The following is a 25,725-nucleotide window of genomic DNA, read 5'->3' on the forward strand; positions in this document are numbered from 1 at the left end:
GCACGGGCGTCGCCGTCCTACCATCCGGAGGATGGCGGGCTTCGATACCTCGGTGGCGGTCGAGACGGTCTGGCAGCGGCAGGCCGCCTGGTCACGGGCGGCCGGCGCGGCGAAGCGCGCCATCACCCGGGCGCGGCTGGCCGTCGCCGCGCTCACCGTGGGCGCCGCCGTGTGCGGCACCCTGGCCAACCAGCTCGGGCAGACCCAGCACGCCGCCGGTCGGGCGCTCGCGATCGTCGCGGCGGCGGCGCTGCTCCTGGTGCCGGTCGCGGGCCGGTGGGCCTCCCGCGACGCCGTGCACGCGTGGACCCGGCTCCGGTCGGTCTCCGAGGCCCTGAAGGCCGACACCTACCGCTACCTCGCCGGGGTCGTCCCGTTCGTCGGCGCCGACCGGGACGCCGTCCTGCTCGGGCGGCTCGACGCCCTCATGGACGACGCCGGCGACCTGGTCGGCCGCACCGTGGACGCGGCGCCGGCCACCCGGCCCCTGCCGGCCGTCTCCGACGTGGCGACATACCTGACGGAGCGGTTGCAGCGACAGGTGGACGGCTACTACCTGCCGCAGGCCCGCCGGATGGGTCGCGCCGCGCGGCGGATCCGGTACGCCAGCACGGCGCTCACGGTCGCCGCGGCCGCGGTCTCCGCGACGGTCGGGGTGCTCGGCGACAACCTCGGGCTCACCGCCTGGATCGGCGTCGCGGCGGCCGTCACCACGGCGCTCGTCGGCTACGGGTCCGCCCAGCAGCACGAACACCACCAGATCGAGTACGCGCGGACCGCCGACCAGCTCGTCCGGCTGCGGATCGCCCGCGAGGCCGGACGGGGCTGGACCGACGACGACGCGTTCGTCGCCGAGGCGGAGCGGATCATCTCGCTCTCCAACGAGGGGTGGATGGCGAAGGTGATCGAGCAGGATGGCGCAGCGCAGCAGTGACATCACCCGCTGTGCCATATAGCATCGTCGATAGTCGTCGTTGACCGTCGCCGTGGACGGCCGTCCGTCCACTCCCGACTCAAATGGGGGAACCGACGTGGATCGCACCGTACGCCAGCCCGATCCGACCCCGCCGCCACTGGACGACCTCCGGCGCACCCCGCTCGGCCGGATCTCCCTCGACCGGGCCCGGTCCGTCGCCGGCGCGACCACCCGGAGGGAGGACCGTCCGGCCCGTGTCGACGTCGCGGCCTTCATCTCTGCGATCTGATCCGGCCGGGGCGGCCGGGCGCGTCGCCCCGCTGACGCAGTACGTGCTCAAGCTGGTCAGTCGCTGCGACCTCGCCTGCGACCACTGCTACGTCTACGAACACCCCGACCAGTCCTGGCGACGCCAGCCCCGGATGATGGCGCCCGCGACGGTGGCGGCCGTCGCGGGGCGGATCGCGGAGCACGCCGCGACGCACCGGCTCGACGCGGTCCGGGTGGTCCTGCACGGCGGCGAACCGCTGCTCGCCGGCGCCGCCCGGCTCGACGCCACCGCCGCCGCCCTGCGGCGTGCGATCGGTCCGGTGGCCCGCCTCGACCTGCGGATGCAGTCCAACGGGGTGCTGCTCACCCCGGAGATCTGCGACGTACTGCTCGCCCACGACGTGAAGGTCGGGATCTCGCTGGACGGGGACCGGGCCGCCAACGACCGGCACCGCCGCCACGCCAACGGGGCGAGCAGCCACCGTCAGGTGCTGCGGGCCCTGTCGCTGCTGCGCAGCCCCGCCTACCGCGCCGTCTACGCGGGCATCCTCTGCACCGTCGACGTCGCCAACGACCCGATCCGGGTCTACGAGGCGCTGCTGGCCGAGGAGCCGCCGCACGTCGACTTCCTGCTGCCGCACGCCAACTGGGACAGCCCGCCCGTCCGGCCCGACGGGCGCGCGACGCAGTACGCGGACTGGCTGCTGGCCGTCCACCGGCGCTGGCTGGCCGACGGGCGTCCGGTGCCGATCCGCCTGCTGGAATCCCTGCTCTCCACGGCCTCCGGGCACGGCAGCCACAGCGAGGCGGTCGGGCTCGGCCCGGCCGACCTGGTGGTCGTCGAGACCGACGGCAGCTTCGAACAGGTCGACTCGCTCAAGTCGGCCTTCGACGGCGCGGCGGCCACCGGCCTGGACGTGTTCCGGCACCGGGTGGACGACGCCGCCGCCCACCCCGGCATCGCCGTCCGGCAGACGGGCCTGGCCGGGCTCTGCCCGACCTGCCGCGCGTGCCCGGTGGTCCGGCACTGCGGCGGCGGGCTCTACGCCCACCGCTACCGCGCGGACAACGGCTTCGACAACCCGTCGGTCTACTGCCCGGACCTGCTGAAGCTCGTCCGGGTGGTGACGGCCACCCCGGCCGTCGACGCGCCGGCCCGCCCGGCCGACTCGCTCGATCCGCGCGTGCTCGACGACCTCGCCGCGGGGCCGGGCACGGCGGGCTCGGCGGAGCAGCTCGCCGCGATCCACCTGGCGCTGGTGCGCGCCCTGCTGGTCGCCCTCAGCGACCGGGCCGGCGCCGACCCGGTCGCCGCCGCCGGCTGGGAGCTGCTCGTCGACCTGGACGACGCGCATCCGGAGGCCGTCCGCACCGTGCTGGCCCACCCGTTCGTGCGGCGCTGGGCGCGGCGGTGCCGGGACGGGACGGCCGATCTGTCGTACCTGGCCTGCGTCGCGGCCGCCGCCGCGGTGCACGCCGGGATCCGGGCCGACCTGCCCGTGCCGGTACGCGACGGGCGGGTCAGCCTGCCGACGCTCGGGGCGATCGCCGGGCACGCCGAGCGGGGCGTCGTCCGGCTGGCCACCGACGACGGCGACGTCCGGGTCGGCGGCCGGCGGTTCGACCCCGACGCCGGCCGGCCCGGCGACCCGGCGCGGGAGGACGACCCGGACGGCTGGCTGCCGGTGCGTACGGTCCACGTCGACGGGCACCGGCTGCTGCTCGAGGACACCGACCCGCACCGGGACTGCTACGACGTACCGGTCGAGCCCCGGCTGACCGGCGCCGCCGCGACGGCGTGGGTACGGCGGCTGGAGCGGGCGGTGCGACGGGTCGGCGCGGAGACGCCCGACTACGCGGCCGGCGTCCGGGCCCTGCTGCGGGCCGTCGTGCCGCTGCGCCCGGACGCCGCCGGCCGGTTCCGCAGCGCCGCCGCCGGCGCGGCCTTCGGCGCGGTGGCCGTGACCGCCGTGCCCGACGACGCCACCCTCGCCGTGCTGCTGGTGCACGAGGTGCAGCACCTCAAGCTCAGCGCGGCGCTGGACGTCTGCGACCTGTTCGACCGCGACGACACCCGGACGCTGACCGTGCCCTGGCGGGACGACCCCCGCCCGGTCGAGGGCGCGCTGCACGGCGTCTACGCCCACCTGGCGGTCGCCGACGTGTGGCGGCGGCGGCCCGGCCCGGATGCCGAGGGCCACTTCCGCCGCTACCGCGCCTGGACCGACGGGGCGATCGACGCCCTGCTGGACCTCGGCGTGCTCACGACCTCCGGCGACCGGTTCGTCCGGCGGATGCGCGCGACGGTGGACGGGTGGTCGTGACCGGCAGGTCCGCGCGACGGGCCGGCCCACGCCCGGCGCCGGGCCGCCCCGGGCTCGGGCGCGCGGCGCTGGTCGCCGACCTACGCGCGCTGGGGCTCGCGCCGGGGGCCACCGTGCTGGTGCACTGCGCCCTGTCCCGGGTCGGGCGGGTCGCCGGCGGCCCGGCGACGCTGCTGGCAGCCCTGCGGGACGTGCTGGGCGACCGGGGCACTGTGGTCGTACCGGCCCAGACGGCCGGCAACTCCGTCACGTCGCGGGTGTTCAGGGCGGCGACGGCCGGGCTGACCGAAGCCGAGGTCGCGGCGGCCGAGGCGGCGATCCCGCCGTTCGACCCCGACCGCAGCCCGTCCGAGGGCATGGGGATCTTCGCCGAGCACGTACGCCGGCAGCCGGGCGCGTCGCGCAGCCGGCACCCGCAGACCTCCTTCGCCGCCCTCGGCCCCGGGGCGGCCCGGCTGACCGCCGTCCACGACCTCGCCTGCCACCTCGGCGAGCGCTCGCCCCTCGGCGCTCTCTACGCCGCCGACGCCGTGGTGCTGCTGCTCGGCGTCGACTGGTCCGCCTGCACCGCGTTCCATCTGGCGGAATACCGACAGTGCCGGCCGCCCGCGGAGCGCGCGTACCGGTGCTATGTGCGCGATCGGCACGGGCGGCGGCTGCGGCGGGACTTCCGCGCCCCGGACCTCGACGACGGCGACTTTCCGCTGATCGGCCGGGCGCTGACAGCCGCCGGCGGGGTGCGGACCGGTCGGGTCGGCGCCGCACGGTGCCGCCTGGTGGGCCTGCGGGTGGCGGTCGACTTCGCCCGAGGGTGGATGGATGAGCACCGACGGTGACGGGCGGGGCGGTCGCAGGTTGGCGGCTGTCGATACTGTGGTCAGCCGGGACTCGCTGCGCCGGTCGGGAGCGGTAGGTGACAGAGGAACAGTACTGGGAGGCCGAGAGCGCCCCCGTGTTCTTCCTCAGCTATGCCCGCACCAAGAACCGGGTGGCGGCGCCGCCCCGGGACACCAACCAGAAGGTCTTCCAGCTCTTCGTCGACCTCTCCGACCACGTCGTGGAGCTGCTCGGCCTCGGCGCCGGCCGCACGGCCGGCTTCATGGACCGGATGCTCGACGGCGGGCAGGTGTGGACGGAGGATCTGGCCTTCGCCGCCGGCCACTGCCAGGTCTTCATCCCGCTGATCTCCCCGCAGTACCTCAACAGCGCCTGGTGCGCCCGGGAGTGGGACGCGTTCACCCGGCGGCCGGTGCTGACCCGCCCGGGCGCCGAGCCGACCGTCGGGGAGACGCCGGTGATCCCGGTCAACTGGTCGGTGGTGGACCGGCGGCGCCTGCCGGAGGTCGTGTCGCGGCGGCAGATGTTCACCCCCACCCGGTTACCCTCGGACATCGCCCCGCAATACCACGACGAGGGAATCTACGGCCTGCTGAGCCTCGGCAAGAACGGCAAGGACGCCTACGACGCGGTGGTCTGGCGGCTGGCGCAACGGGTCGCGCGGGCCTACCAGACGCACTGGGTGCGGGCGCAGGTCCCGACCGACGTGCGACAGTTGCGCGCCACGTTCGAGGAGGTCGGCCGTGACGTGGTCTGACCCTTCCTCGGCACGCGCCGTCCCCCGCCGGGAGAGCTACTTCTTCCTCAGCTACGCCCACTCCGTGCCGCTGTCGGCCGCGTCCCGGCCGGACACCGACTACTGGGTCACCCGGTTCTTCCAGGACCTGGCGGGCGCCGTCCGGCGCGGCGCCACGCGGACGGGGGACCTCGACGCCGGCTTCTTCGACGGCCTGGTCAACCCGGGGGCGGACCTCCGGCAGACGCTGACCGAGGCGTTGAGCCTGGCGCACGTCTTCGTGGCGCTGCACTCGCCCAACTACTTCCGCAACGCCTGGGCCCTCGGCGAGCGCGAGTCGTTCCGCAGCCGCCTCGCCCGGCTGAGCCCGGCGCGCGCCGACCGGCACCTCCTGCCGGTGCTGTGGCTGCCGCTGCCGTCCTGGGGCGACCGCCCGGAGACGACCCGGGCCCTCGACCTGGTTCCCGACGCCGACGACCGCGCCGACTACGCCGAGAACGGCCTGCGCGCGCTCTGCAAGCTCAGCGCCTACCGGCGGCAGTACGAGAGCGTCCTCGCGGCGCTGGCGGAGCGGATCGTCACGGTGACCGAGACCCAGCCGCTGCCACGCTCCCGGGCGGCGACGCTGGCCAGCCATCCCGTCACCGACGGCGGCGGCCCGGCGCTGGTGGTCACCACCGTCACCGACCACGCCCGCTGGCGGCCCTACGCGGGTCAGCACGAGTTGGCGGTGGCCGACTACGTCGCCGCGACGGCCGAACGGCTCGGCCTGCCCACCCGGGTCGTCGACCTGGCCCGGGCCCGGGCCCTGGCGCCGGAGAGCCCCACGGTCGTGCTGGTGGACGCCGCCACCGGCGCCGACGCCGCCCGGTCCGCGCTGGCCGGGCTGCCCCGCTGGGTCGTCCCGCTGGTGATCGCCGCCGACCACGAGCGTGGCGAGCAGACGCCGGAGTCGATCGCCGGTACGTTGCAGGGCGCCGGTTTCCCCCGGGTGCTGCCGGCGCGCGCGATCGAGGAGTTCGAGCGTTGCGCGCCGCTGCTGGTGACCGAGGCACGCAAGCAGTTCCTGCGGCACGGCCCGGTCGATCCGCCGGACGGCCCGCACCCCCCGAAGCCGAGCCTGCGTCCGGTGTGGCCGGCCCAGCTGCCGCCCGGATCCGCCCCGGCCGAACGGCCGGCGGGGCCTTTCGACGTAACGCGAGGGAAGGACGAGCGATGACGCCATCACGCGACGGCCAGGTCGTCACCTTCTACTCCTACAAGGGCGGCACGGGCCGCACCATGGCGCTGGCCAACACCGCCTGGATCCTCGCCGCGAACGGCCAGCGGGTGCTCGTCGCCGACTGGGACCTGGAGTCCCCCGGCCTGCACCGCTTCTACGCCCCGTTCCTCGACCCGGAGCAGGTGGCCACCACCGGCGGCGTGATGGACCTGATCCTCGACTACGAGTGGGAGAACGCCCGGCGGCGCAAGGAGGACGGGGCCGACACCACCCGCCCCGGGGACTGGCACCGCGAGTACGCGCGCGTCCACCGGTACGCCTTCTCGGTGGGTTGGGAGTTCCCCGGCGGCGGCAGCCTCGACCTGCTCCTGGCCGGCCGGCACAACCCCGACTACGCCACCAGCGTGACCGGCCTGAACTGGGACAACTTCTACAACCGGCTCGGCGGGGCGCAGTTCTTCGACGCGCTGCGCGACGACATGAAGCGGCACTACGACTACGCCCTGATCGACAGCCGCACCGGCATCAGCGACGTCGCCGAGATCTGCACGATCCACCTGCCGGACATCCTCGTGGACTGCTTCACCCTCAGCGACCAGGGCATCGACGGCGCCGCCGCCGTGGCCGCCCGGGTCCGCGACTACGAGGGGCGCCGGGCCCGGCGGGTGCTGCCGGTGCCGATGCGGGTCGACGACGGGGAGAAGGGCAAGCGGGACGCCGGCCGGGCGCTGGCCATGCAGCGCTTCGCCGGCCTGCCCGGCGGCATGACGGAGACCGAGCGGCAGCACTACTGGCTCACCGTCGAGGTGCCCTACCGCGCGTACTACGCGTACGAGGAGACCCTGGCGACCTTCGGCGACGAGCCGGGCGGGCGGACCACCCTGCTGTCCGCGTACGAGACGCTGACCAGCCACGTCACCAACGGCAGGATCACCGGGCTGCCCCGGATGGACGACCAGCTACGCCGCCGTACGGTGCAACGCTTCGAGCGCAAGCCGGCCGTGGTCGACGAGCTCATCGTGCTGCGGCACGTGCCGGAGGACCAGGTCTGGGCGGAGTGGGCGCAGTCGGTCCTGCACTCCGCCGACCTGCGGGTGGTGGGCACCACGCTCGACGGCGCGGCGCCGGTGCCGCCCGGCACGGCCTTCCGCGAGGTGCGGCTGGTCTCCCGGGCCTACCAGTCGGCCCGCCGCGCCCTCGGCGAACCGGACGGCGACCGTGGCGCGTCGGCGTGGCTGGCCCTGCACGTCGACGACACCCCGCCCGTGCCGGACGTCCCGGTCGGCAGCTGGGCCGCCGTGCACGACCTCACCGCCGAGGACGCCGCCGCGCACCTGCTGAAGCTGGTCGGGCGCACGGCGGGCACGGCCGGGCTGCGCCCCGTCCGCTTCCCCGGGGTGCGCGCCGCGGTGTTCAACGCGCCGGCCCGCAACGCCCGCTTCACCGGGCGGGAGGAGCTGCTGCGCCGGCTCCGGGAGGAGCTGAAGGCGTCCGGCGGCGGCGGTACGCCGGTCGCGTTGCGGGGCGGCCCCGGCCTCGGCAAGACGCAGCTCGCGATCGAGTACGCCCACCGGTTCCGGGGCGCGTACGACATCATCTGGTGGGTCGCGGCCGACCCGCCGCAGTTCGTCGACGTGCGCATGGTGGAGCTGAGCGAGGAGCTGGGCCTGCCGACGCAGACGACCATGCCGGAGACCAACCGCGCCCTGCGGCAGCGGCTGAGCCAGACCGAGCGCCGCGCCGACGGCACCCCGCCGCCGCACTGGCTGCTCATCTTCGACAACGCCGACCAGTACGAGCACGTCCGGCCGTACCTGCCGCAGGGCAACGGCCACGTGCTGGTCACCACCCGCAACCCGGACTGGGGCGACCTGGCGCGGGCGGTCGACGTGGACGCGTTCGAGCGGGCGGAGAGCGTGGCGCACCTGCGCGCCCGCCTCGGCGAGCACCTGTTGAGCGTCGCCGAGGCCGAGCAGGTCGCCGACGCCGTGGAGAACGTCCCGATCTTCGTCGCCACCGTCGGGGCGTGGCTCGCCGACACCCGGACGCCGGTCGACGAATACCTGGCCGGGCTCCGCCGCACCGGCCTGGAGACCGAGGTCTGGGACCTGCCGCTGCGACGGCTCAGGGAGGGCTCGCCGGGGGCGTACCGTCTCCTGCAGCTCGCGTCGGTGCTCGCCCCCGAGATCTCCCTCGACCTGCTCTACGGCGACCAGGTCGCCCGGGTCATCGCCCCGCACGACCCGGTGGTCGCCGCCCGCGTCGCGGACCGCGTCTCCGAACGCGACATCGCGGCGGCGCTGGTGCAGCGGATGAACAAGCTGGCGCTGATCAAGCTCGACCCGCACGCGCACCGGGTGCAGGTGCACCGGCTGTTGCAGGCCGCGCTGCGCGCCCGGATGTCCGACGACGAGCTGTCGGCGGCCAAGCACGAGGTGCACCAGATCCTCGCCGGCTCCCGGCCGCCGGGTGAGGTGGAGGACCCGGCGAACCAGCTGCGGTTCCGCATCCTCTGGCCGCACCTCGACGGCTCCGACGCCATCTCCTGCCAGGACGACGACGTCCGGCAGCTGGTCATCGACCGGGTCCGCTACATCTACGTCAACGGCGGCTACGAGCAGGGCGAGCGGTACGCCCGGGAGACCGACGCCGTCTGGTCGGAGCTGCTGGGGACGCTGCCACCGGACGGGCCGGAGCACCGCAAGCTGCGCGTCCAACTGCTGCACCTGCGGTTCAACCTGGCCAACCTGCTGCGCCGGCTCGGGCGGTTCGACGAGGCCCACCGGCTCGACGAGGACACGCTGCGCCAGCAGGAGGAGCTGATCGGCGACAGCCACCCGTACACGCTGATGACCGCCGGCGGCTACGGGGCCGACCTGCGCACGCTCGGCCGCTACCGGGAGGCCCTGGAGCGCGACCTGCGCACGTACGCCGCGTCGGTCGAGGTCTTCGGCGAGGACCACCGCCGGACGCTGACGGCGGCGAACAACCTGGCCGCCTCCTACCGGCTGATGGGGATGTTCGACAAGGCCCTCGACGGCGACGCGGCCACCCACCGCCGGCTGCGGGTGGTCCTCGGCCCGGAGCACCCCAACACCCTCGCGTCGGCCAACAACCTCGCCCGCGACCTGCGGGAGACCGGCGACTACGAGGGCTCGGTGGCGCTGCTGCGGGACGTGGTGGCCGGCTACCGCAACCTCTTCGGCGACCACTCCCGGGACGTGCTCACCGCCCAGTCCAACCTGGCCGTGTCGCTGCGCAGCACCGGGGAGATCGACGAGGCGGCCCACCTGCTCGACGAGACCTACCAGCGGCTGCTCGCCACCCTCGGGCCGACCAGCCCGGACACCCTGTTCAGCTGGCTCAGCCACACGGCGAACCTGATGCTCCAGGGCCAGGGCACCCGGGCGCTGGCGGAACTGGGCGAGGTGGAGCAGGTGTTCGTCCGCGTGTTCGGCGCCGAGCACCCCTACTCCCTGGTCTGCCGGATCAACCTGGGCGTGGCCCTGTGGGACGCCGGCGACACGGACGCCAGCCGGTCCCTCACCGACGCCACGGCGGAGGCGCTGCTCGCCACGCTCGGCGACCGGCACCCGTTCTCCATGGGCGCGGCCAACAACGTGGCCGTCTTCACCATGCTCGCCGGCGACCCGGAGGTGGGACGCGAGCGGCTGCGGGCCGTGGTGGAGCGGCTGACCGAGGTGCTCGGGCCCGAGCACCCGGACACGCTGCGCAGCCGGGGCAACCTGGAGACCGCCAACCAGGCGGCCTCCGGCGGGCGGGTGAGCATCGGCCGGATGCGGATCGCCGACCGGCTCGCCAACCGGATCGGGCAGCACCACCCCAGCGTGGTGCTGCTACGCGACGGGCGGTACGTGCGCCGCGTCCTCGACCCGCACCCCTACTGACCGGGCCGCGCCCCGATCAGCAGGTCGCCGGTCAGCGCGCAGGCGGGGTCGGTGAGCCAGCGCAGGATGCGCGGCAGTTCCTCGACCGCGTCGAAGTGCGCCGCGCCGGGCCGGATCTCCATCTCGGCGCCGGGGATCTGCGCGGCGAGCCACCGGCCGTGGCTGACCGGGGCGAAGTTGTCGTCGGCGCCGTGCCACAGCCGGACCGGCGTCACCGTGGTGTCGATCGCCTTGAGATCGAACGCCCAGTTTCGGCGGAACGCCAGCACGTCGTCGATCCACCCGTACGGGCCCGAGCGGAGGGCCTCGGCGTAGGTGTCGGTGATCAGGCGGCGCAGCGCCGGGTCGTTGACCGCCCGGCGGTCCGCCGCGCTCATCTCCGTCCGCAGGTCGGCCAGGAGGAGCCGGGGATCCGCGGCGGCCCGCTCGGCGCGCTGCCGGATCTCCTCCACCACGGCGGCGGTGTCGGGGGCGCCCACGCCGAACCCGCGGACGTTGCCGGTGTTCATGCCGCCGACCCAGTCCAGCTCGATCGCGTTCCACGGCGCGAGGCTCACCAGGACCGCCACCCTGCTCACCCGGCCGCGCAGCCTGGCGTCGGCCGCGCAGGCGAGGGCGTGCGGGCCGCCCCCGGAGCGGCCGACGACGGCGAACCGTTCCACGCCCAGCTGGTCGGCGATCGCCTCCACGTCGCGGGCGGCGTCGGCCACGTCCCGGTCCTCGCGCCGGTCGGAGTCGCCGTAGCCGGGGCGGTCGTAGGCGATCAGGCGGACGCCCATCCGGTAGAGCACGATGCTGCGGGGCTTCGGGCCACGGCGGCTGCCGGGTGTGCCGTGGAGCAGGAAGACGGGGAACCCGTCGGGCGCGCCGGTCACCTCGTACGCCACGCGTCTGCTGTCCTCGCGTGTGGCGAAGTCGGCCCCTGGCTCGCCTTCTCGGGTCACTCCATCCTGCCCTTCGGTGCCACAACCAGCCAATACTCGTAACCCGGAATCGAGTAGAGACGATGTCTGGCGGCCCCCACTCAGCAAATGAGCCTAATGGTCGGGCCCGTCGTGACGCTATGGCGAGCCACAACAACCGGCCGGATCTGTCGGAAACGACACCTACCGGCCCACGTCGGCTGGAACTTCCGGCTGGCCGCCGACCGGGCCGCCGCCGCACACCGGCGCGGCCGCCGAGGAACGCGAACGCCCGGACGGTGCCGGCTCCGGGCCGGCACCGCCGGACGCGTCGGTCCCGGGCCCGCCTCCGGCCGGGCCGCGGGGCGGATCAGGTCCGGTGCGGCCGGGCGGGGCGCGTCGCGTCCGCGGCGGCCGGGCGCCAACCGGCCCGGTGCAGCGCCGCACACAACCCGCGCAGCGCGGCGGCCACGGGATCCGGGTCGAAGCCGCACCCCCAGACGGCCCGGCCGTCGATCCGGCACCGCACGTACGTCAGCGTGCCGGGCTCCTCGTCGAGGGTGAACGCCTGCTGGACGTGGTCGAGGACGACCGGCGCGACGCCGCTCTGCCCGAGCGCCCGCGCGACGCTCGGCAGCAGCCCGTGCCCGCCGTCGCCGCCGACGACGATCGGCTCGCCGCACACGGCCAGCTCCACCTTGACCGTGCCGGGACCGTCGACGCCCGCCGACGCCTCGTAGGAGACCAGCTGCACGTCGGGGGCGGCCGGCAGGAACTCGGCGTGGAAGGCCGTCCACAGCTCGTCGGCGGTCACCTCCCGGCCCTCCTCGTCGGAGACGGCCTGCGCCAGCCGGGACATCTCGATCTGTACCCCGCGCGGCAGGGTCAGCCCGTGGCGGGAGCGCAGCAGGTATTCCACGCCGCCCTTGCCGGACTGACTGTTCACCCTGATGATCGCCTCGTACGAGCGCCCGATGTCCCCGGGGTCGATCGGCAGGTACGGCACGTCCCACGGGTGCCGCGCCACCGCCGCGCCCCGCGCCGCCGCGTCCTCGGCCAACGCCCGCAGCCCCTTGCTGATGGCGTCCTGGTGCGACCCCGAGAACGAGGTGTGCACGAGGTCCCCGGCGTACGGGTAACGCTCCGGCACCCGCATCCCGGTGCACTGCTCCACCTCGTGCCGGACGGCGTCGATGTCGGACAGGTCGATCTGCGGGTCGACGCCCTGGCTCATCAGGTTGAGGCCCAGGACGACCAGGCAGACGTTGCCGGTCCGTTCGCCGTTGCCGAACAGGCAGCCCTCGATCCGCTGGCCGCCGGCCAGCAGGCCCAGCTCGGCCGCGGCGACCCCGGTGCCGCGGTCGTTGTGCGGGTGCAGGGAGAGGCAGACGTGCTCCCGCCGGGGCAGGTTGCGGCTCATCCACTCCACCTGGTCGGCGAAGACGTTCGGCCCCGCGCACTCGACGGTCGCCGGCAGGTTGATGATGATCTCGCGGTCGGCCCCCGGCTCCCAGACGTCCGTGACCTGCGCGCACACGTCGAGCGCGAAGTCCAGCTCCGTCTGCGAGAACGACTCGGGCGAGTACTCGAAGCCGATCCGGCCGGGGTGCGCGTCGGCGAGTTCCCGGCACAGCCGGGCGTGGTCGACGGCGAGACGCAGCACGCCGTCGCGGTCGGCGCGGAAGACCACCCGACGCTGCGTCGGCGACGTCGAGTTGTAGAGGTGGACGATGGCCTGCGGCGCCCCGGCGAGCGCCTCGAACGTACGCCGGACCAGTTCCTCGCGGGCCGGCACGATCGCCTGGATCAGCACGTCGTCCGGGATCTCGCCGTTCTCGATGATGCTGCGGGTGAACTCGAACTCGGTCCGGCTGGCCGCCGGGAAGCCGACCTCGATCTCCTTGTAGCCGAGGGCGACGAGGAGCCGGAACAGCCGGGTCTTGCGCTCGACGTCCATCGGGTGCGGCAGCGCCTGGTTGCCGTCCCGCAGGTCCGTCGAGAGCCAGCGCGGCGCCCTCGTGATCCGCCGCCCGGGCCACGACCGGTCGGTCAGGTCCACCTCGGCCGCGGGGGCGTACCGCCCGTACGGCAGCCGGCTCGGGCGCTGTCGCACCTCTCCGACCGGAAAAGTCGCCTTTGCCATGGAACTCCCCCGTCTCAACAGCAGGATGTCGTCGGGTCAGCGAACGTTCAGTCGAACACCGGCCCCTGGGTCCGCGAGCGCTTCAGCTCGGAGAAGCCGGGTGTGCCGGCGAGGAGGAGCAGCCCGTCCCAGAGGCGGCCGGCGGCCTCGCCGCGCGGGGCGGGCGACACCACGGGGCCGAAGAACGCGACCCGCCCGGCCGGCCCGTCCACCTCGATCACCGGGGTGCCCGCGTCGGGGCCGACCCGGCTCACCGCCTCGTCGTGGGAGCGGCGGATCCGCCCGTCGAACTCGGTGCTCTCCATCGCCGCCGCCAGGCCGGGGTCGAGCCCGGCCGCCCGCAGCGCGTCGCCGACCGTCTCCGGCAGGACGTCCAGGCGGTGGCGCAGCCCCCGGTCGTGGAAGCGGACGCCCAGCGCGGCGTACAGCAGCGGCAGCGCGTCGCCGTCGTACCGCTGCTCGGCGGCGGCCAGCACGCGGAGCGGCTTGATCATCTCGCGTACGGTGTCCCGCTGCTCCGGCGTCAGGTCCTGGTTCTCGTAGAGGATCGCCTGGCTCATCAGGTCCCAGCACGGCTCGATCCCGCGGACCTGCTGCACCTGCACCAGCCATTGCGAGGAGATCCACGCCCAGGGGCAGAGCGGGTCGAACCAGAAGCCCACCCTCACGCCGCTCCTCCTCGGCTCCGGAGGGTGCGCAGGGCGCCGGGCAGGCAGGCCACGACGCCGACCAGGATCGCCGCCACCGGCAGCACCATCCCCAGCCGCAGCGCCTCCGCGTACCGGTCCACCGGCGCGGCGCCGTCCGCCCACGCCGACAACCGCTGCGCGAGCAGCAGGCCGACCAGCGTGACCGCCAGCACCGGGCCGAGCTGGCGGACCGTGTTCAGCAGGCCCGACGCGGCGCCGGCCAGGGCCGGCTGCACCTCGCGCATCGCCACCGCCGCCATCGGCGCGATCAGCAGCCCGTTGCCCAGCCCGATCACCACCATCGGGCCGAGGAACGTCAGCCAGGCGGCGTCGAGCCGCATCACCGCCGCCGCCCAGCCCATCCCGGCGACGGTGAGCAGCAACCCGCCGAGCAGGACCACCCGGCCGTCGAGCCGATCGGTGATCTTCCCGGCGAACGGCGCGAGCACGGTCGAGATCAGCGCCGGGGGCGCCAGCGCCAGGCCCGCGGCCAGGGCGGAGAAGCCCAGCACCGACTGGAAGAACAGGGTCATCAGCAGCATGAAGCCAATAATCCCGAAGGAGACCGCCGCGGCCACGACCACCATCGCGGAGTACGAGCGGATGCCCAGGAGCACGAACGGCACCAGGGGCTCCCGGTCCTGCCGGCCGCGCTCGTGCCAGACGAACGCCACCGCCAGCACGACCGCCGCCGCGAGCATGAGCAGCGTCCACGGCGCCCAGTCGAACCGCTCGCCCTCCATCAGCGGGAAGGCCAGGCAGAACAGGGCCGCGGAGGCCAGCACGATGCCGCCCACGTCGAGCCGGTGCCGGCGGTCGAAGCGCAGGTCGGGTACGGCGACGAGGGCCAGGACCACCGCCGCGACGCCGATCGGCACGTTGACCAGGAAGATCCATCGCCAGTCCAGCGTGGTCACCAGCAGGCCGCCGACGGACGGGCCCGCGACGGCCGCCACCCCGCCCACCGCGCCCCAGACGCCCATCGCCAGGCCCCGCCGCGCGGGCGGGAACAGGCTCACGATCATGGCCATCGTCTGGGGCAGCAGCAGCGCGGCGCCCAGCCCCTGCACGGCCCGGGCGGCGATCAGCTGGCCCGGATCCCGGGCCAGCCCGCAGAGCAGGCTGAACACCGTGAAGACGGCGATGCCCACGACGAACAGCCGGCGCGGACCGAAGAGGTCGCCGAGGCGACCGGCGGTGATCAGCAGCACGGCCACCACCAGCACGTACGCGTTGACCGCCCACAACACCGTCGGCAGGGACGCGCCGAAGTCCGCGCGGATGTCGGGGATGGCGATGTTGACGATCGACACGTCGAGCATCGTCAGGAAGAACCCGAGGGCCAGCACCACGAGGCTGACCCAAGGATTCTCCCGCCATCCCCGGCGGGCGGCGGTCTCCTGCTGCAGGGCTTCCGACGTCACTCACTGCCTCCAGATGGCGGGTGGCACCTTGTTGGTGCGTTCGACGCGACTCACCTTGTCGACCCGGCGGGCGGTGATCGCGCCCGGAACCTGCCGGTGCACCGCCGCCAGGTGGTAGAACTGCGCGGTCAGGTGGGCGCGCACGTCCTCGGCGGCGGCGTCACCGGAATACTCCAGCGTCAGCGCGGTGGCCGCCCTCGGCGACTCGGTGTCGCGGGTCAGGACGAGCTGAGCCTCCTCCACGCCGGGCAGGGTGCGCGCGAACGACACCACCTCACCGACGCTGAACAGGGCGCTGCGCAGGCTCACCGCGTCGTCCGCCCGCCCCAGGACCCGCAGCCCGTCGGGACGGCCGCAACGGCACTCGGCGGAGGCCAGCCGGTCCCCGAGACGGTAACGCACCGCCGGCATCGTCCAGCCCGTGCCACGCCGGCTCAGCAGCGCGCCCGCCTCCTCCAGTTCGAGCGTCTGGTCGGGCATCAGGTGCAGGGTCTGCAGGTCGCAGGCCGGGGTGTTGGTGGCGATGATGTACGTCTCCACCGAGCCGTAGTTGGCCCAGTACTCCGCCTCCGGGAACGCCTTCTGCACGATCCGGTGCTTGGCGTCGGTCCACGGCTCCGCCAGCCAGATGACGGTGCGGATCGGCAGCGTCTCGTTCGCCGCGATCAGGCCCTCGGCGAAGTCGGCCAGGGCGCTCGGGGTGCCGGTGAGCGCGTCGAGGCCGATCTCGCGGAACATCGGGACCCAGTTGCCCACGTCCTCCGGCGGGTACGCGCCGGACGGCAGCACCGTGCAGCGCGACCGCTCGGCGAGGGCGTGGATGTAGTAGTGCGACGCCCACAGCCGCCCGGGGTTGAAGAGGTTGAGCAGCACGTTGTCGGGCCGCAGCGGCCGCCACTCCCGCAGCACCCGCTCCACCGCCTGGTGATATGGCACGTAGGTGAGCTTCGGCTTGCCGGTGGTGCCGCCGCTGGACATCAGCGCGCTGCCGGTCTGTCTGGCCAACTCCCGGGTGACCGCCACGATCTCGGCCGGGCCGCTCACCGCCAGGTCGGACAGGGCGGCCGCGCCCGGCGGCACCGGCAAGCCGCCGCGCCCGTCCAGGAAACGGGCCTGGGCCAGCACGTCCGCCCAGGGCAGGTCGCCGATCGTCGCGGTCATGCGGCGTCCCCCGCCCGGGCGATCCAGGCGGCGTGCGCCGCGATGTACGCGCGGAACCGGGCCTCGATCACCGGCCGCTGGATCTTGGCGATCTCCTCGGTCGTGGCGTAGCCGACCGCGCCGTCCGGCTCCACCTCGGACAGCCAGAACTGCTTGCCGTCCCAGAGGAAGTCGGCCGCGAAGTACGGCATCCGCAGCTTGTCGGCGATGTAGTCGATCGCGCCCTCCAGCTCCCGCGGCAGCGGCGGGTACTCCAGCCGGCCGCCGTTGACCAGGTTCGCGGTCAGCGACTCCCCCTGCGGGATCCGGCGCAGCACGGTGTGCGCCCTGCCGTCGACGACGTACACCCGGAAGTCGTTGACGCCGGTGCCGAGATAGGGCTGGACGACCAGGGCCGTGTCGGCGCCGCCGGCGAGGCCGATCAGCCCGCGCAGCTCGTGCTCGTTGTTCGCGAGGCAGACGCCCTGGCCCATCCCCCAGTACGCGGGCTTGACCAGCATGGGGAAGTCGAGCTTCTCCAGCACCGGCTCGTAGTGCCGGCTGATCGAGTCGCGGCCGGTGCCGATGCGCACGGTGGGCACCCGCGGGACGGGGCAGTCCCGCAGGTAGAGCATGGTGGCCATCTTGTCCGTCGTGATGTACGACATGCGCGGGTGGATGGGCAGGTAGAAGCCGGCCTGCTCGACGATCGAGTACGCGAAGAGCTGGTTGCAGACCTCCTGCACCTGGTGCGGCAGCGACCACAGCGAGGTGACCAGGATGGTGTCCTCCGGGGTGATCCGCTCGCCGTCGAGGAAGACCCGGTGCTCCGCGCCGACGGCCTCGACCGCCAGCGACTCCGCCTTGTGCAGGGACATGGCCAGGCCGCAGTCCTTGGCGATCTCCGTGTAGGTCGTCCAGATGGCGGCGGCCTCGGCCGCCCGCTGGCGCACCGTGCCGCGGTCGGGATAGATCCAGCAGAGCCGGCGGGCGAGGGCGGGGGCGGACGTCTCGGTGCTGGCGGTCATGACTGCTTCTCCTCATCGGTCAGGAAGCCGCGGACAACGGCGGCGAACGCCTCCGGCTCCTCGAGGAAGCACAGGTGGCCGGAGTGCTCGAGGAACTCCACGCGGGCGTCCGGGATCGCCTTGGCCAGCCAGGCGCCGACCTCCGGCGGGTAGACCGCGCTGCGGCGGCCGTGGACGAGCAGGGTGGGCAGCCGCAGGGCGGCCACCCGGTCCCGCCAGTCCTGCGCGAGCACGTCGGCGAGCAGGCCGCCGACCGCGTCGGCGTCGGCGCGGCGGGCCTGGCGTACGAGGTCCGCGACGAGCGCCTCGTCGGGGGCGGGGCCGTCGACGGCGAAGGAGCTGCGGACCAGGGTCTCGGCGAAGGCCCCGCAGTCGCGGCGCACGTCGCCGAGCAGCGCCGCCGCCCCGGCCTCGTCGAGGGAGCCGAACGCGGCGTACGGCCAGCCGTCCCGGGCGATCAGGCAGGGCGTCTGCTCGACGCTGATCAGCCGACGGACCCGCCGGGTGCCGTGCTCCTCCAGGTAGGTCCAGGCGACGGTCGCGCCCAGGGACCAGCCCAGCAACGTCACGTCGTCGGAGCCGAGGCCCTCGATCACCTCGTGCAGCGCGGCGGCGCAGTCGGCGAGGGTGGGTGGCTTCGTCGGCGCCGGCGCGTCGCCGTGCCCGGGCAGGTCGACGGTCACCACCCGGTGGTCGCGGGCGAGTTCCGCAACGGTCGGGTCGAAGAAGTGCCGGCTGGCGGCGAGCCCGGGGACGAGAACGAGGTCCGGCCCGGCGCCGTGGAACTCCGCGCGCATCATCGGCTCACCAGGGCGAAGCGGCGGCGCAGGGCCGGTTTGTCGATCTTGCCTACCGGCGTGTGCGGGATCTCGTCCGTCAGGCGCACCGTCGCGGCCAGCCGGTGCCCGGCCAGGACGGCGGTGACCTGCCGGACCGCGTCCTCGGGATCGCCGCCGTCGGCGGGGCGGACCACCACGAGCACCCGGTCGGTGAGCTCGCCCGGGTCGAGCGGCAGGCTCACCACCTGCGCGCCGGGGCTGGCCGCGCGGCACTCGGCGTCGAGCACGGGGGCCAGCACCGGCCCGTCCGGCGTGGACAGCACCTCGGAGACCCGGCCGACGATCCGGTACGCGCCGTCGCCGACCTCCTGCGCGACGTCGCCGGTCCAGAACTCGCCGTCCCGGAACGTGCGCGCGTTCGCGGCGTCGGCGAAGAGGTAGCCCTCGCTCGTGCATTCGGAGCGCAACACCAGCTCGCCGATGTCGGCGTGCCCCTCCACCAGCGGCGCCAGCCGCGCGCCGACCCCGCGTACGGGCGGCATGGCCCCGCTGGTCTGCAACTCGTCGGCCATGTTGCCCAGGGCGAGACCGAACTCGGTCGAGCCGTAGATCTGCCGGATGTGGATGCCCAGCGTGGCCTCGGCGGCGCGCACCACGTCCGGGCTCAGGTAGGCGCCCCCGCAGAGCGGACGCCGCAGCGCGGACAGGTCCACCCGCGTGTCGGCGGCGGCCCGGACGAGCATCTCGTAGTGCGCGGGCAGCGCGCTCATCACCGTCGCCCGCTCCCGCTGGAGCCGGTCGAGGTAGGCGCGCGGCGGGTCGTCCGGGTCGGCCAGCACGAGCGTGGCCCCGCTGAGCAGGGCGGCGAAGACGTGCAGGTCGGTGGCGTGGGCGACGTCGAGCGGGTGCCGGCAGTAGAAGACGTCGTCGGCCGTCATGCCGGTGTCGGCCAGCCAGCGCCGGCGCTCGGCGACGAACTTGTCCTGCCGCCACACCATCATCTTCGGGAAGCCGGTGGAGCCCGACGTCCAGAGCTGGCGGAACAGGCCGGCGTACGGCTCGTCCGGCGCCGGCGGCGCGTCGGCGTCGAGGTCGTCCAGCGACACGACCGGCACGGCTCCCGGGGCGACGTGGTGGTCCCGGCCGGCGACGAGCAGCACCGGGCGCGCCTGCCCGACGGCCCGTTCGGTGTCGGCGGCGGTGAAGTTGCGCATCAGCGGCACGTACCGGGCACCGACCCGGGCGACGGCCATGATCAGCGCGACGTAGCGCACGCTGTTGGGCAGCGCGAACGCGACCGTGTCGCCGGGCCGGATCCCGTTGGCGTGCAGCCCGGCGGCGAGCCGCTCGACGAGCGCGACGAGGTCACGGTAGGGGATGCGACCGCCGTCGACGTCGACGACGGCCACGTGGTCCGGCCGGCGTGCCGCGACGTCGGCGACCGCCTGGCAGAGCACCGCCGTCATGCCGCCACCCACGCCGCGTAGGTGCCGAAGCGCCAGTCCTTGGCCAGGCAGTCCACCTGCCCGAACCCGGCCTTGCGCAGCCACTCCAACTGGTCCTCCAGGGTGGCGCAGATGTCGAGCTTCATCCGCTCGCGGCCGGCGGCCCACTCGTCGGGCGGGCACTCCGCGCGCCGCACGTGCGCCTCGTGCTGGAAGTCGTACATCGCCTCGATCCGCGCGTTGGGGCCGGCGAGCTGCTCAACGTTGACGAAGACGCCCTCCGGGGTCAGCACCTCGCGGATGCGCTGGAAGAGGTCCTGCTTGGCGTCGTGGGTGAGGTGGTGGATGGCCAGGCCGGACACGACCGCGTCGAAGGGGCCGGCCGGCAGCGGGTCCGCCATGTCGGACACCAGCACGGTGACCCGGGGGTTGCCGGCGAACCGCTCCCGCGCCTTGGCGAGCATGGCGTCCGAGTGGTCGACCAGGGTCAGCTCGGCCCGCGGGAGCCGCTCCAGGACGGCGCCGCCCAGCAGCCCGGTGCCGGCGCCGAGGTCGAGCACGCGCGCCGTCTCCGGGACGGTCTCGACGACCGCGTGCACCGCGCTGGCGTAGATGAGGTCGAAGGAGGGGATGAGCTTGCGCCGCATCACGTCGAACGTGCCGGAGTTCCAGATCTCGTTTCTGTCGGCTGTCGTGGTCATGCCGTGGTCCCTCCGCTTCGTGAGCTGAACAGTTGGTCAGGGTCGGCCAGGTGGTGTCCGGCCACCCCGCGTCCGGGCGCCGCGCCTGCCTCGTCGGTGTTCCGGCAGTGCGCGCCGCCCCGGGTGTCGTGGGTGTCCCGCGCTGCTCGTCCCCGGCCCCGGGGCAGGGGCCGGTTGGTCAGCACCAGAGCTTTCCGCGCAGGTAGTACGCCTCGGCGTCGGCTTCGGTGGGCCCGGGCTCCTCGGCCGCCGCGAGGTGCGCCGCGACGAGGGCCGCGACGTCGGCGACCCGGCCGGGGCGCACGACCGAGTAGTGGGTGCCGTCGATCGGGAGTGGACGGGCGACGCCATGCATGACCTCGTCCAACGGCACCAGGCCGGGGAAGGCGTCGCGCCGGGTGTCCCGCGCCCGCACCAGCAGGAGCCGCTCGGGCGGCGCGCCGGGCCGGTGTCCCTCCAGGATCTCGGAGTTGCGGCGGTAGACGGCGAAGAGCCGCTCCAGGTCGCCGGCGTCGAGCGGCGCGTCGAGCAGGCCCGCCCGGACCAGGGCGTCCTGCAGGGCGCCCAGGGCCGCGGGCAGCTCGCCGGCGGTGACGTCCCCGGGCAGGTGACCGCTGACGTCCTCGCCCTGCGCCAGGTCGGTGAAGAAGCCCGCGAGCCGTTGCCGGAGGGTCACGGCGGGGGCCTCCGGTCGGCCCGTGAACGAGTCGATCGCGGTGACCGAGCGCACGGCCCGGCCCTGCTCCTCCAGCAGCCCGGCGACGTGCGCCGACACGGTGCCCCCCATCGACCAGCCGACGAGGTGCACGTTCGCCCCCTCCGGCAGGACCTCGCGCAGTGCCTCGGCGTAGCGGGCCGCCAGCTCCGCCATGTCCGCCGGCGGCTCCTCGCCGGGTTGCAGGCCGACCGCCCGCAACCCGTACACGGTGGCGCCGGCGGTGACCGCCTGCCGGTCGAGCGCCTCGACGAGCGGCTGGTAGCAGAGCACGTCGCCGCCCACCGGGTGGACCAGCACCAGGGTGCGGGCGTCGCCGTCCCTGACGCGCACCAGCGGCGTGCCGCCGTGCGGGTGCTGCTCGCCCGCCCGCAGCAGGCTCGCCTGATCGGCGACCGTGCGGCTGCGCATCAGCGACGCCAGGGGCAGGGTCCGCCCGAAGCTCGCCCTGATCCGGTGGAACAACCGGACCGCGAGCAGCGAGTTGCCGCCGAGGGAGAAGAAGTCGTCGGTGACTCCGCGGACCTCCGGGCCGAGCAGTTCCTGCCACAGGCCGAGCAGCCGGGCCTCGTCCGCCGTGCGCGGCGCGACGACCGTCGGACCCGTCCCGCGTACGGCAGGATCGGCGGCGAGTCGCGCGACGAGCGCCTTTCGGTCGACCTTCCCGTTGGCCGTCAGCGGCACCTCGTCGACCACGGTGACCACGGCGGGCACCATGTAGGACGGCAACCCGGCGGCGAGGTGCGCCCGCAGCGCGGCCGGGTCCGGAGCGGCGCAGCCCGGCGCCGGGATGACGAACGCGGCCAGGTACGGCTCGCCCCGCCCGGCGGCCACCACGGCGACCGCCTTGCGCACGTCCGGGTGTGCGGAGAGCCGGGTCTCGATCTCGCCGAGTTCGATCCGGTGCCCGCCCACCTTGACCTGGTCGTCCTGCCGGCCGAGGAACTCGAGGATGCCGCCGGGCCAGTACCGGGCCCGGTCCCCGGTGCGGTAGCGGCGCTCGCCCGTGACCGGGTCGGTGGAGAAGGACGCCCCGGTCAGCTCGGGCGCGTTCCGGTAGCCGTCGGCCACCCCGACCCCGCCGATGTAGAGGTCGCCGGGGACCCACGTCGGCGCGTCGGCCAGCTGCCGGTCCAGCACGTGCATCGTCTGGTTGGCCAGCGGATAGCCGTAGGGGACGCTCGACCAGCCCGGCGGCAGGTCCTCGGTCCAGAAGTAGTTGGACCAGATGGACGCCTCGGTCGCGCCGCCGGCGGCCATGACCCGGGCCGCGGGGCACGCCCGCGCGATCCGGTCGAGCAGCGGCATCGGGACCCAGTCGCCGCTGAGCATGACGAGCCGCAGCGCCCGGAGCATCTCCGGCGCCCGCTCGGCCAGGTATTCGAGCGTGACGGAGAACAGCGCGGGTACCGAGTTCCAGAGGGTGACGCCGTGCCGCCGGCACAGCTCCCCCCACTGCTCGGGGTCGGGCACGTCGCTGTGCGCGGGCACGACCACCGTGCCGCCGGCGCCCAGGACGGCGAAGATGTCGAAGACCGACAGGTCGAACGCGAGCGAGGAGACCGCGAGCACCCGGTCGGCCGACGTCAGGGCCAGCCGCCGCGCCAGGTCCCGCAGGGTGTTGGTCGCCGCCCCGTGGGAGATCACCACGCCCTTCGGGGCGCCGGTGGAACCGGACGTGTAGATGACGTAGGCGGTGCGCCGCAGGTCACCGCCGAGGCCGTCGAGAACGGCGCCATCCGGGCCGACGACGTCCGCGCCGCCGGTGCCGTCCGGGCCAGTGGTGTCCGGGCCGATGGTGCCGTCCGGGCCGGTGGCGTCCGAGCCGATGGCGTCCGCGCCGGTGCCGTTCGGGCCGATGACGTCCGCGCCGCCGGTGCCGTCCAGGCCGGTGGCGTCCGGGCCGGTGGCGTCCGGGCCGGCCGTGGTCGTGGGCATGCCGACGACGGGCAGGTCGGGCAGCCCGTCGAGCGGTGCGGCGTCGGTGGCGACGACCGCGGTCGCGCCGCTCTGGAGCAGCACCTCGCGGACCCGCGCCTCCGGCCAGGTCGGACCGACCGGCAGGTAGGCGCCGCCGGCCCGGAGGACCGCCAGCACGGCGACGGGCTGCCGCCACGACTTGGGCACCCGTACGGCCACCAGGTCGGTCCGTCCCGGATCCGCGCCCACGCCCGCCTCCCGCAGCCGGGCCGCCAGCGCCCCCGACAGCCGGTCGAGCTCGCCGTAGGTGAGGCTGCGCTCGGCGTCGACGACCGCGACGGCGTCCGGCCGGCACCGCATCTGTTCCACGGTCGCCTCGTGCAGCTCGCCCGCCAGGCCAGGGGCCTCCGTGTGGTTCGCCCGCCGGCGGTCGGCGAGCTGCCGTACGGGCAGCGGCCGCCGGCCCGCCCCGGTCCAGGCGTCGGCGTCCGCGGCCAACTGCTGCAACCGGTGCCGGTGGTATTCGGCGAGGTCGTCGACGAGGCCCGGCGGGTACGCGGACCGGTCGTGGTCGAAGTTGCACACCAGCGCGCCGTCGAACTCGAAGACCTGGTGGTCGAGGAGCACCTCGGGGGTGGCGATGGCGCTGTGTGCCAGCGTGCCGGCCGGCAGCGCGAGCCGGAAACCGTCGGAGATGCCGGGCACCAGGTCGAGGCCGCTGCTGAACACCACCGGCACGGGATTGCCCACGCTGCCGTCGCGCCGGTTGAGCTCGCGGCCGACCGCGACCCCGGAGAACTCGCCCGCGTCGAGGTCGGCGTAGAGCTGCTTCTGCAGCGCCTGGCACCGCTCGACGAACGGGCCGGGCGCGTCGTCGTACGCCACCAGCAGGGTGGTGGCGGCGTTGCCCCACATCCGCTCCCGGCCCGGCGCGCCGGTCACCCGGTCCGAGGAGAGCACCGACACGGTGCCGGGCTGGCCGCCGGACCACCGCAGCAGGCACTCGACGTAGAGCGCGAAGAGGGCAAGGCCTGCGGACAGCCCCTGCTCGGCGGCGTGGTGCCGGAACCGCTTCCAGTCGTCCGCGTCGAGGCGGTGCGCCACCCGGTGCAGCGGCACGTCGCGGTCGCCCTCGGCGGCCTGCGAGTCCGGGGCGCGCGGCAGGTCGGGGGCGGGCGGCAGGCTCGCCAGCCGGGACCGCCAGTAGCGTTCCGCCCCCTGGCGGGCGGGGAGCGACCTGCGGCCCTCCTGCTCGACGAGGTAGTCCGCGAAACTCTCCGGCTCGGGCGCGGGCAGATGGGCGGGATCGGCGTAACAACGGGCCAACTCGGCGAAGAACAGCTGGATCGTTGCTCCGTCGAACACCGTCAGGCGCAGCGCGACCTGCAGATTCGTTTCGCCGCCAGGGAGCCGGACGAATCGGAACAGGAAGGGCCTGCCCGCGTCGTGCGGCGGCACGTTTCCGACTATTTCCCGCCGCAGTCTCCGCAATTCTCCGGGCACTTCCCCCGGCTCGCGGGCCGACAGGTCCAGCACGTCGACGAGCAATTCCTTCGGGTCGTCGTCGACCGGGGCGAAATGCTGAGTGGCCTCCGGCATGACGCGCGTACGAAGCACGGGTCGCGCCCGACGCAACCGCGCGAGGGCGTCGGCGAGGCGGTCCGGATCCGGCGGCGACGCCGCCGGAAACGCGTACTCCTGGATGTAGAGCGCTGGCGAGGCGTGCCCCGCCACCCCCTGCTCGCCGATGAGATAGGCCTGCTGAAGGTCGGTGAGCGGCAGGGCGGTGGGCCCTTCGACCCCGGGGCCGCCCGCCAGCGGGTCCTCACCGAGGAGCGCGACGAGCTCGGCGATGCACGCCCTGATTACCGCCTTCGATTGCTCGTCCAACGATCGTGGATTTGACTGCCCGTTCCGAATACTTGACACATAAGCCGCTTCCCCCCGCGGGAACACAGGCATTCGGCAATCCCCCAATGATTTCCGTCCGACGCCACGCCGGACAACAGCTCATCAGAACCGGATTTGCAATTCCCGACTGTAGATGACCAAGTCGACCCGACTGGTAAGGATGATCAGTGATGTGGATCACAGTCAACTTACCGGCCATCACTGAGCGTCATGACGGGGGCGAATCATCCGCGATTCCGCAGGCCGGAAGGCAATTTCTCGTAATCCCTCCGTCACTGACGCGAGCCGATGTCGCCCCAATGTCAACTACCTGGCAGCAGCGGCGTGCCCCAGGGGTGGCGGTGGAAGTTGCAGGTGAGAAATAATGCGCCGCCGCGCCGCCCCGGCGCCCGAAGAGTGGCGACAGAGGAGCCATGAGCCACATCGGCGGATAAGCAGGATTTGGCGCCTTGCGGCGATAGGTCTTTCGCTCGGCGGCAGGTCGGCTACCGGCCCAGAACTACCGGCTCGCCCGTTTCGTCGCCGGCACGGCGCCCCGACTCGCCCTTGATCGCGGCGCGCCTCTTTCGTCGCCGGCGCAACCCGCCGACTCGCCCCTGGTCGCGGCGCGCCTCTTTCGTCGCCGGCGCGGCGCACCGACCTGCCCCCCGGTCGCGCCGGCCCGGCTGGTCGACTCACCCCATCCCGCCCCGAGGCTCGACGTGGCGGCCCTCAC

17 protein-coding genes are annotated in these 25,725 nt (G+C 74.2%); 7 read left to right on the plus strand and 10 right to left on the minus strand.

The window, feature by feature from the left end:
- Window positions 1-31: 31 nt before the first annotated feature.
- From ACWENR_RS05765 to fxsT, 7 genes are all read left to right on the plus strand, one after another.
- Complete coding sequence (locus tag ACWENR_RS05765; RefSeq protein WP_452275898.1) at window positions 32-934, plus strand: DUF4231 domain-containing protein; 903 nt, start codon at window positions 32-34, stop codon at window positions 932-934.
- A 97-nt stretch (window positions 935-1,031) separates the two neighbouring features.
- The gene (locus tag ACWENR_RS05770) at window positions 1,032-1,205 is read left to right on the plus strand and encodes a hypothetical protein (protein WP_452275899.1); all 174 of its coding nucleotides are present in this window, start codon (window positions 1,032-1,034) and stop codon (window positions 1,203-1,205) included.
- A gap of 31 nt (window positions 1,206-1,236) precedes the next feature.
- Window positions 1,237-3,510, plus strand: a complete 2,274-nt coding sequence (locus tag ACWENR_RS05775) for an FxsB family cyclophane-forming radical SAM/SPASM peptide maturase (protein WP_452275937.1) — start codon at window positions 1,237-1,239, stop codon at window positions 3,508-3,510.
- A 68-nt stretch (window positions 3,511-3,578) separates the two neighbouring features.
- The gene (locus ACWENR_RS05780) at window positions 3,579-4,346 is read left to right on the plus strand and encodes an aminoglycoside N(3)-acetyltransferase (protein WP_452275938.1); all 768 of its coding nucleotides are present in this window, start codon (window positions 3,579-3,581) and stop codon (window positions 4,344-4,346) included.
- 77 nt (window positions 4,347-4,423) lie between these two features.
- Complete coding sequence (locus tag ACWENR_RS05785) at window positions 4,424-5,104, plus strand: TIR-like protein FxsC (protein WP_452275900.1); 681 nt, start codon at window positions 4,424-4,426, stop codon at window positions 5,102-5,104.
- Window positions 5,091-6,302 (plus strand): TIR-like protein FxsC, encoded by a 1,212-nt coding sequence (locus ACWENR_RS05790; RefSeq protein WP_452275901.1) that lies wholly within the window; start codon window positions 5,091-5,093, stop codon window positions 6,300-6,302. The genes ACWENR_RS05785 and ACWENR_RS05790 overlap by 14 nt, the downstream gene beginning before the upstream one ends.
- A complete protein-coding gene (fxsT, locus tag ACWENR_RS05795) occupies window positions 6,299-10,213 on the plus strand; it encodes an FxSxx-COOH system tetratricopeptide repeat protein (protein WP_452275902.1) in 3,915 nt (1,304 codons plus the stop codon). The genes ACWENR_RS05790 and fxsT overlap by 4 nt, the downstream gene beginning before the upstream one ends.
- Here fxsT and ACWENR_RS05800 read toward each other — a convergent pair.
- From ACWENR_RS05800 to ACWENR_RS05845, 10 genes are all read right to left on the minus strand, one after another.
- The gene (locus tag ACWENR_RS05800; protein ID WP_452275903.1) at window positions 10,207-11,157 is read right to left on the minus strand and encodes an alpha/beta fold hydrolase; all 951 of its coding nucleotides are present in this window, start codon (window positions 11,155-11,157) and stop codon (window positions 10,207-10,209) included. The genes fxsT and ACWENR_RS05800 overlap by 7 nt on opposite strands.
- Window positions 11,158-11,485: 328 nt before the next feature.
- A complete protein-coding gene (locus ACWENR_RS05805) occupies window positions 11,486-13,258 on the minus strand; it encodes a 2-isopropylmalate synthase (protein WP_452275904.1) in 1,773 nt (590 codons plus the stop codon).
- 47 nt (window positions 13,259-13,305) lie between these two features.
- Window positions 13,306-13,926, minus strand: a complete 621-nt coding sequence (locus ACWENR_RS05810) for a mycothiol-dependent nitroreductase Rv2466c family protein (protein WP_452275905.1) — start codon at window positions 13,924-13,926, stop codon at window positions 13,306-13,308.
- Window positions 13,923-15,371 carry an MFS transporter gene (locus ACWENR_RS05815; protein ID WP_452275906.1) on the minus strand — a complete coding sequence of 483 codons (1,449 nt, stop codon included), beginning with the start codon at window positions 15,369-15,371 and terminating at the stop codon, window positions 13,923-13,925. Before ACWENR_RS05815 ends, ACWENR_RS05810 begins: the two co-directional genes overlap by 4 nt.
- Window positions 15,372-16,532, minus strand: coding sequence for an AMP-binding protein (locus ACWENR_RS05820; RefSeq protein WP_452275907.1), 1,161 nt, complete (start codon window positions 16,530-16,532; stop codon window positions 15,372-15,374). It lies immediately after the preceding gene.
- Window positions 16,529-17,539, minus strand: coding sequence for an ATP-grasp domain-containing protein (locus ACWENR_RS05825; protein WP_452275908.1), 1,011 nt, complete (start codon window positions 17,537-17,539; stop codon window positions 16,529-16,531). The genes ACWENR_RS05820 and ACWENR_RS05825 overlap by 4 nt, the downstream gene beginning before the upstream one ends.
- Window positions 17,536-18,339, minus strand: a complete 804-nt coding sequence (locus ACWENR_RS05830) for an alpha/beta fold hydrolase (protein ID WP_452275909.1) — start codon at window positions 18,337-18,339, stop codon at window positions 17,536-17,538. The genes ACWENR_RS05825 and ACWENR_RS05830 overlap by 4 nt, the downstream gene beginning before the upstream one ends.
- A complete protein-coding gene (locus ACWENR_RS05835) occupies window positions 18,336-19,784 on the minus strand; it encodes a class I adenylate-forming enzyme family protein (protein WP_452275910.1) in 1,449 nt (482 codons plus the stop codon). Before ACWENR_RS05835 ends, ACWENR_RS05830 begins: the two co-directional genes overlap by 4 nt.
- Complete coding sequence (locus tag ACWENR_RS05840; RefSeq protein WP_452275911.1) at window positions 19,781-20,464, minus strand: class I SAM-dependent methyltransferase; 684 nt, start codon at window positions 20,462-20,464, stop codon at window positions 19,781-19,783. The genes ACWENR_RS05835 and ACWENR_RS05840 overlap by 4 nt, the downstream gene beginning before the upstream one ends.
- Window positions 20,465-20,642: 178 nt before the next feature.
- Window positions 20,643-24,989 carry a non-ribosomal peptide synthetase gene (locus tag ACWENR_RS05845; RefSeq protein ID WP_452275912.1) on the minus strand — a complete coding sequence of 1,449 codons (4,347 nt, stop codon included), beginning with the start codon at window positions 24,987-24,989 and terminating at the stop codon, window positions 20,643-20,645.
- Window positions 24,990-25,725: the final 736 nt, after the last annotated feature.

It is taken from the genome of Micromonospora sp. NPDC004336 (assembly GCF_053602615.1).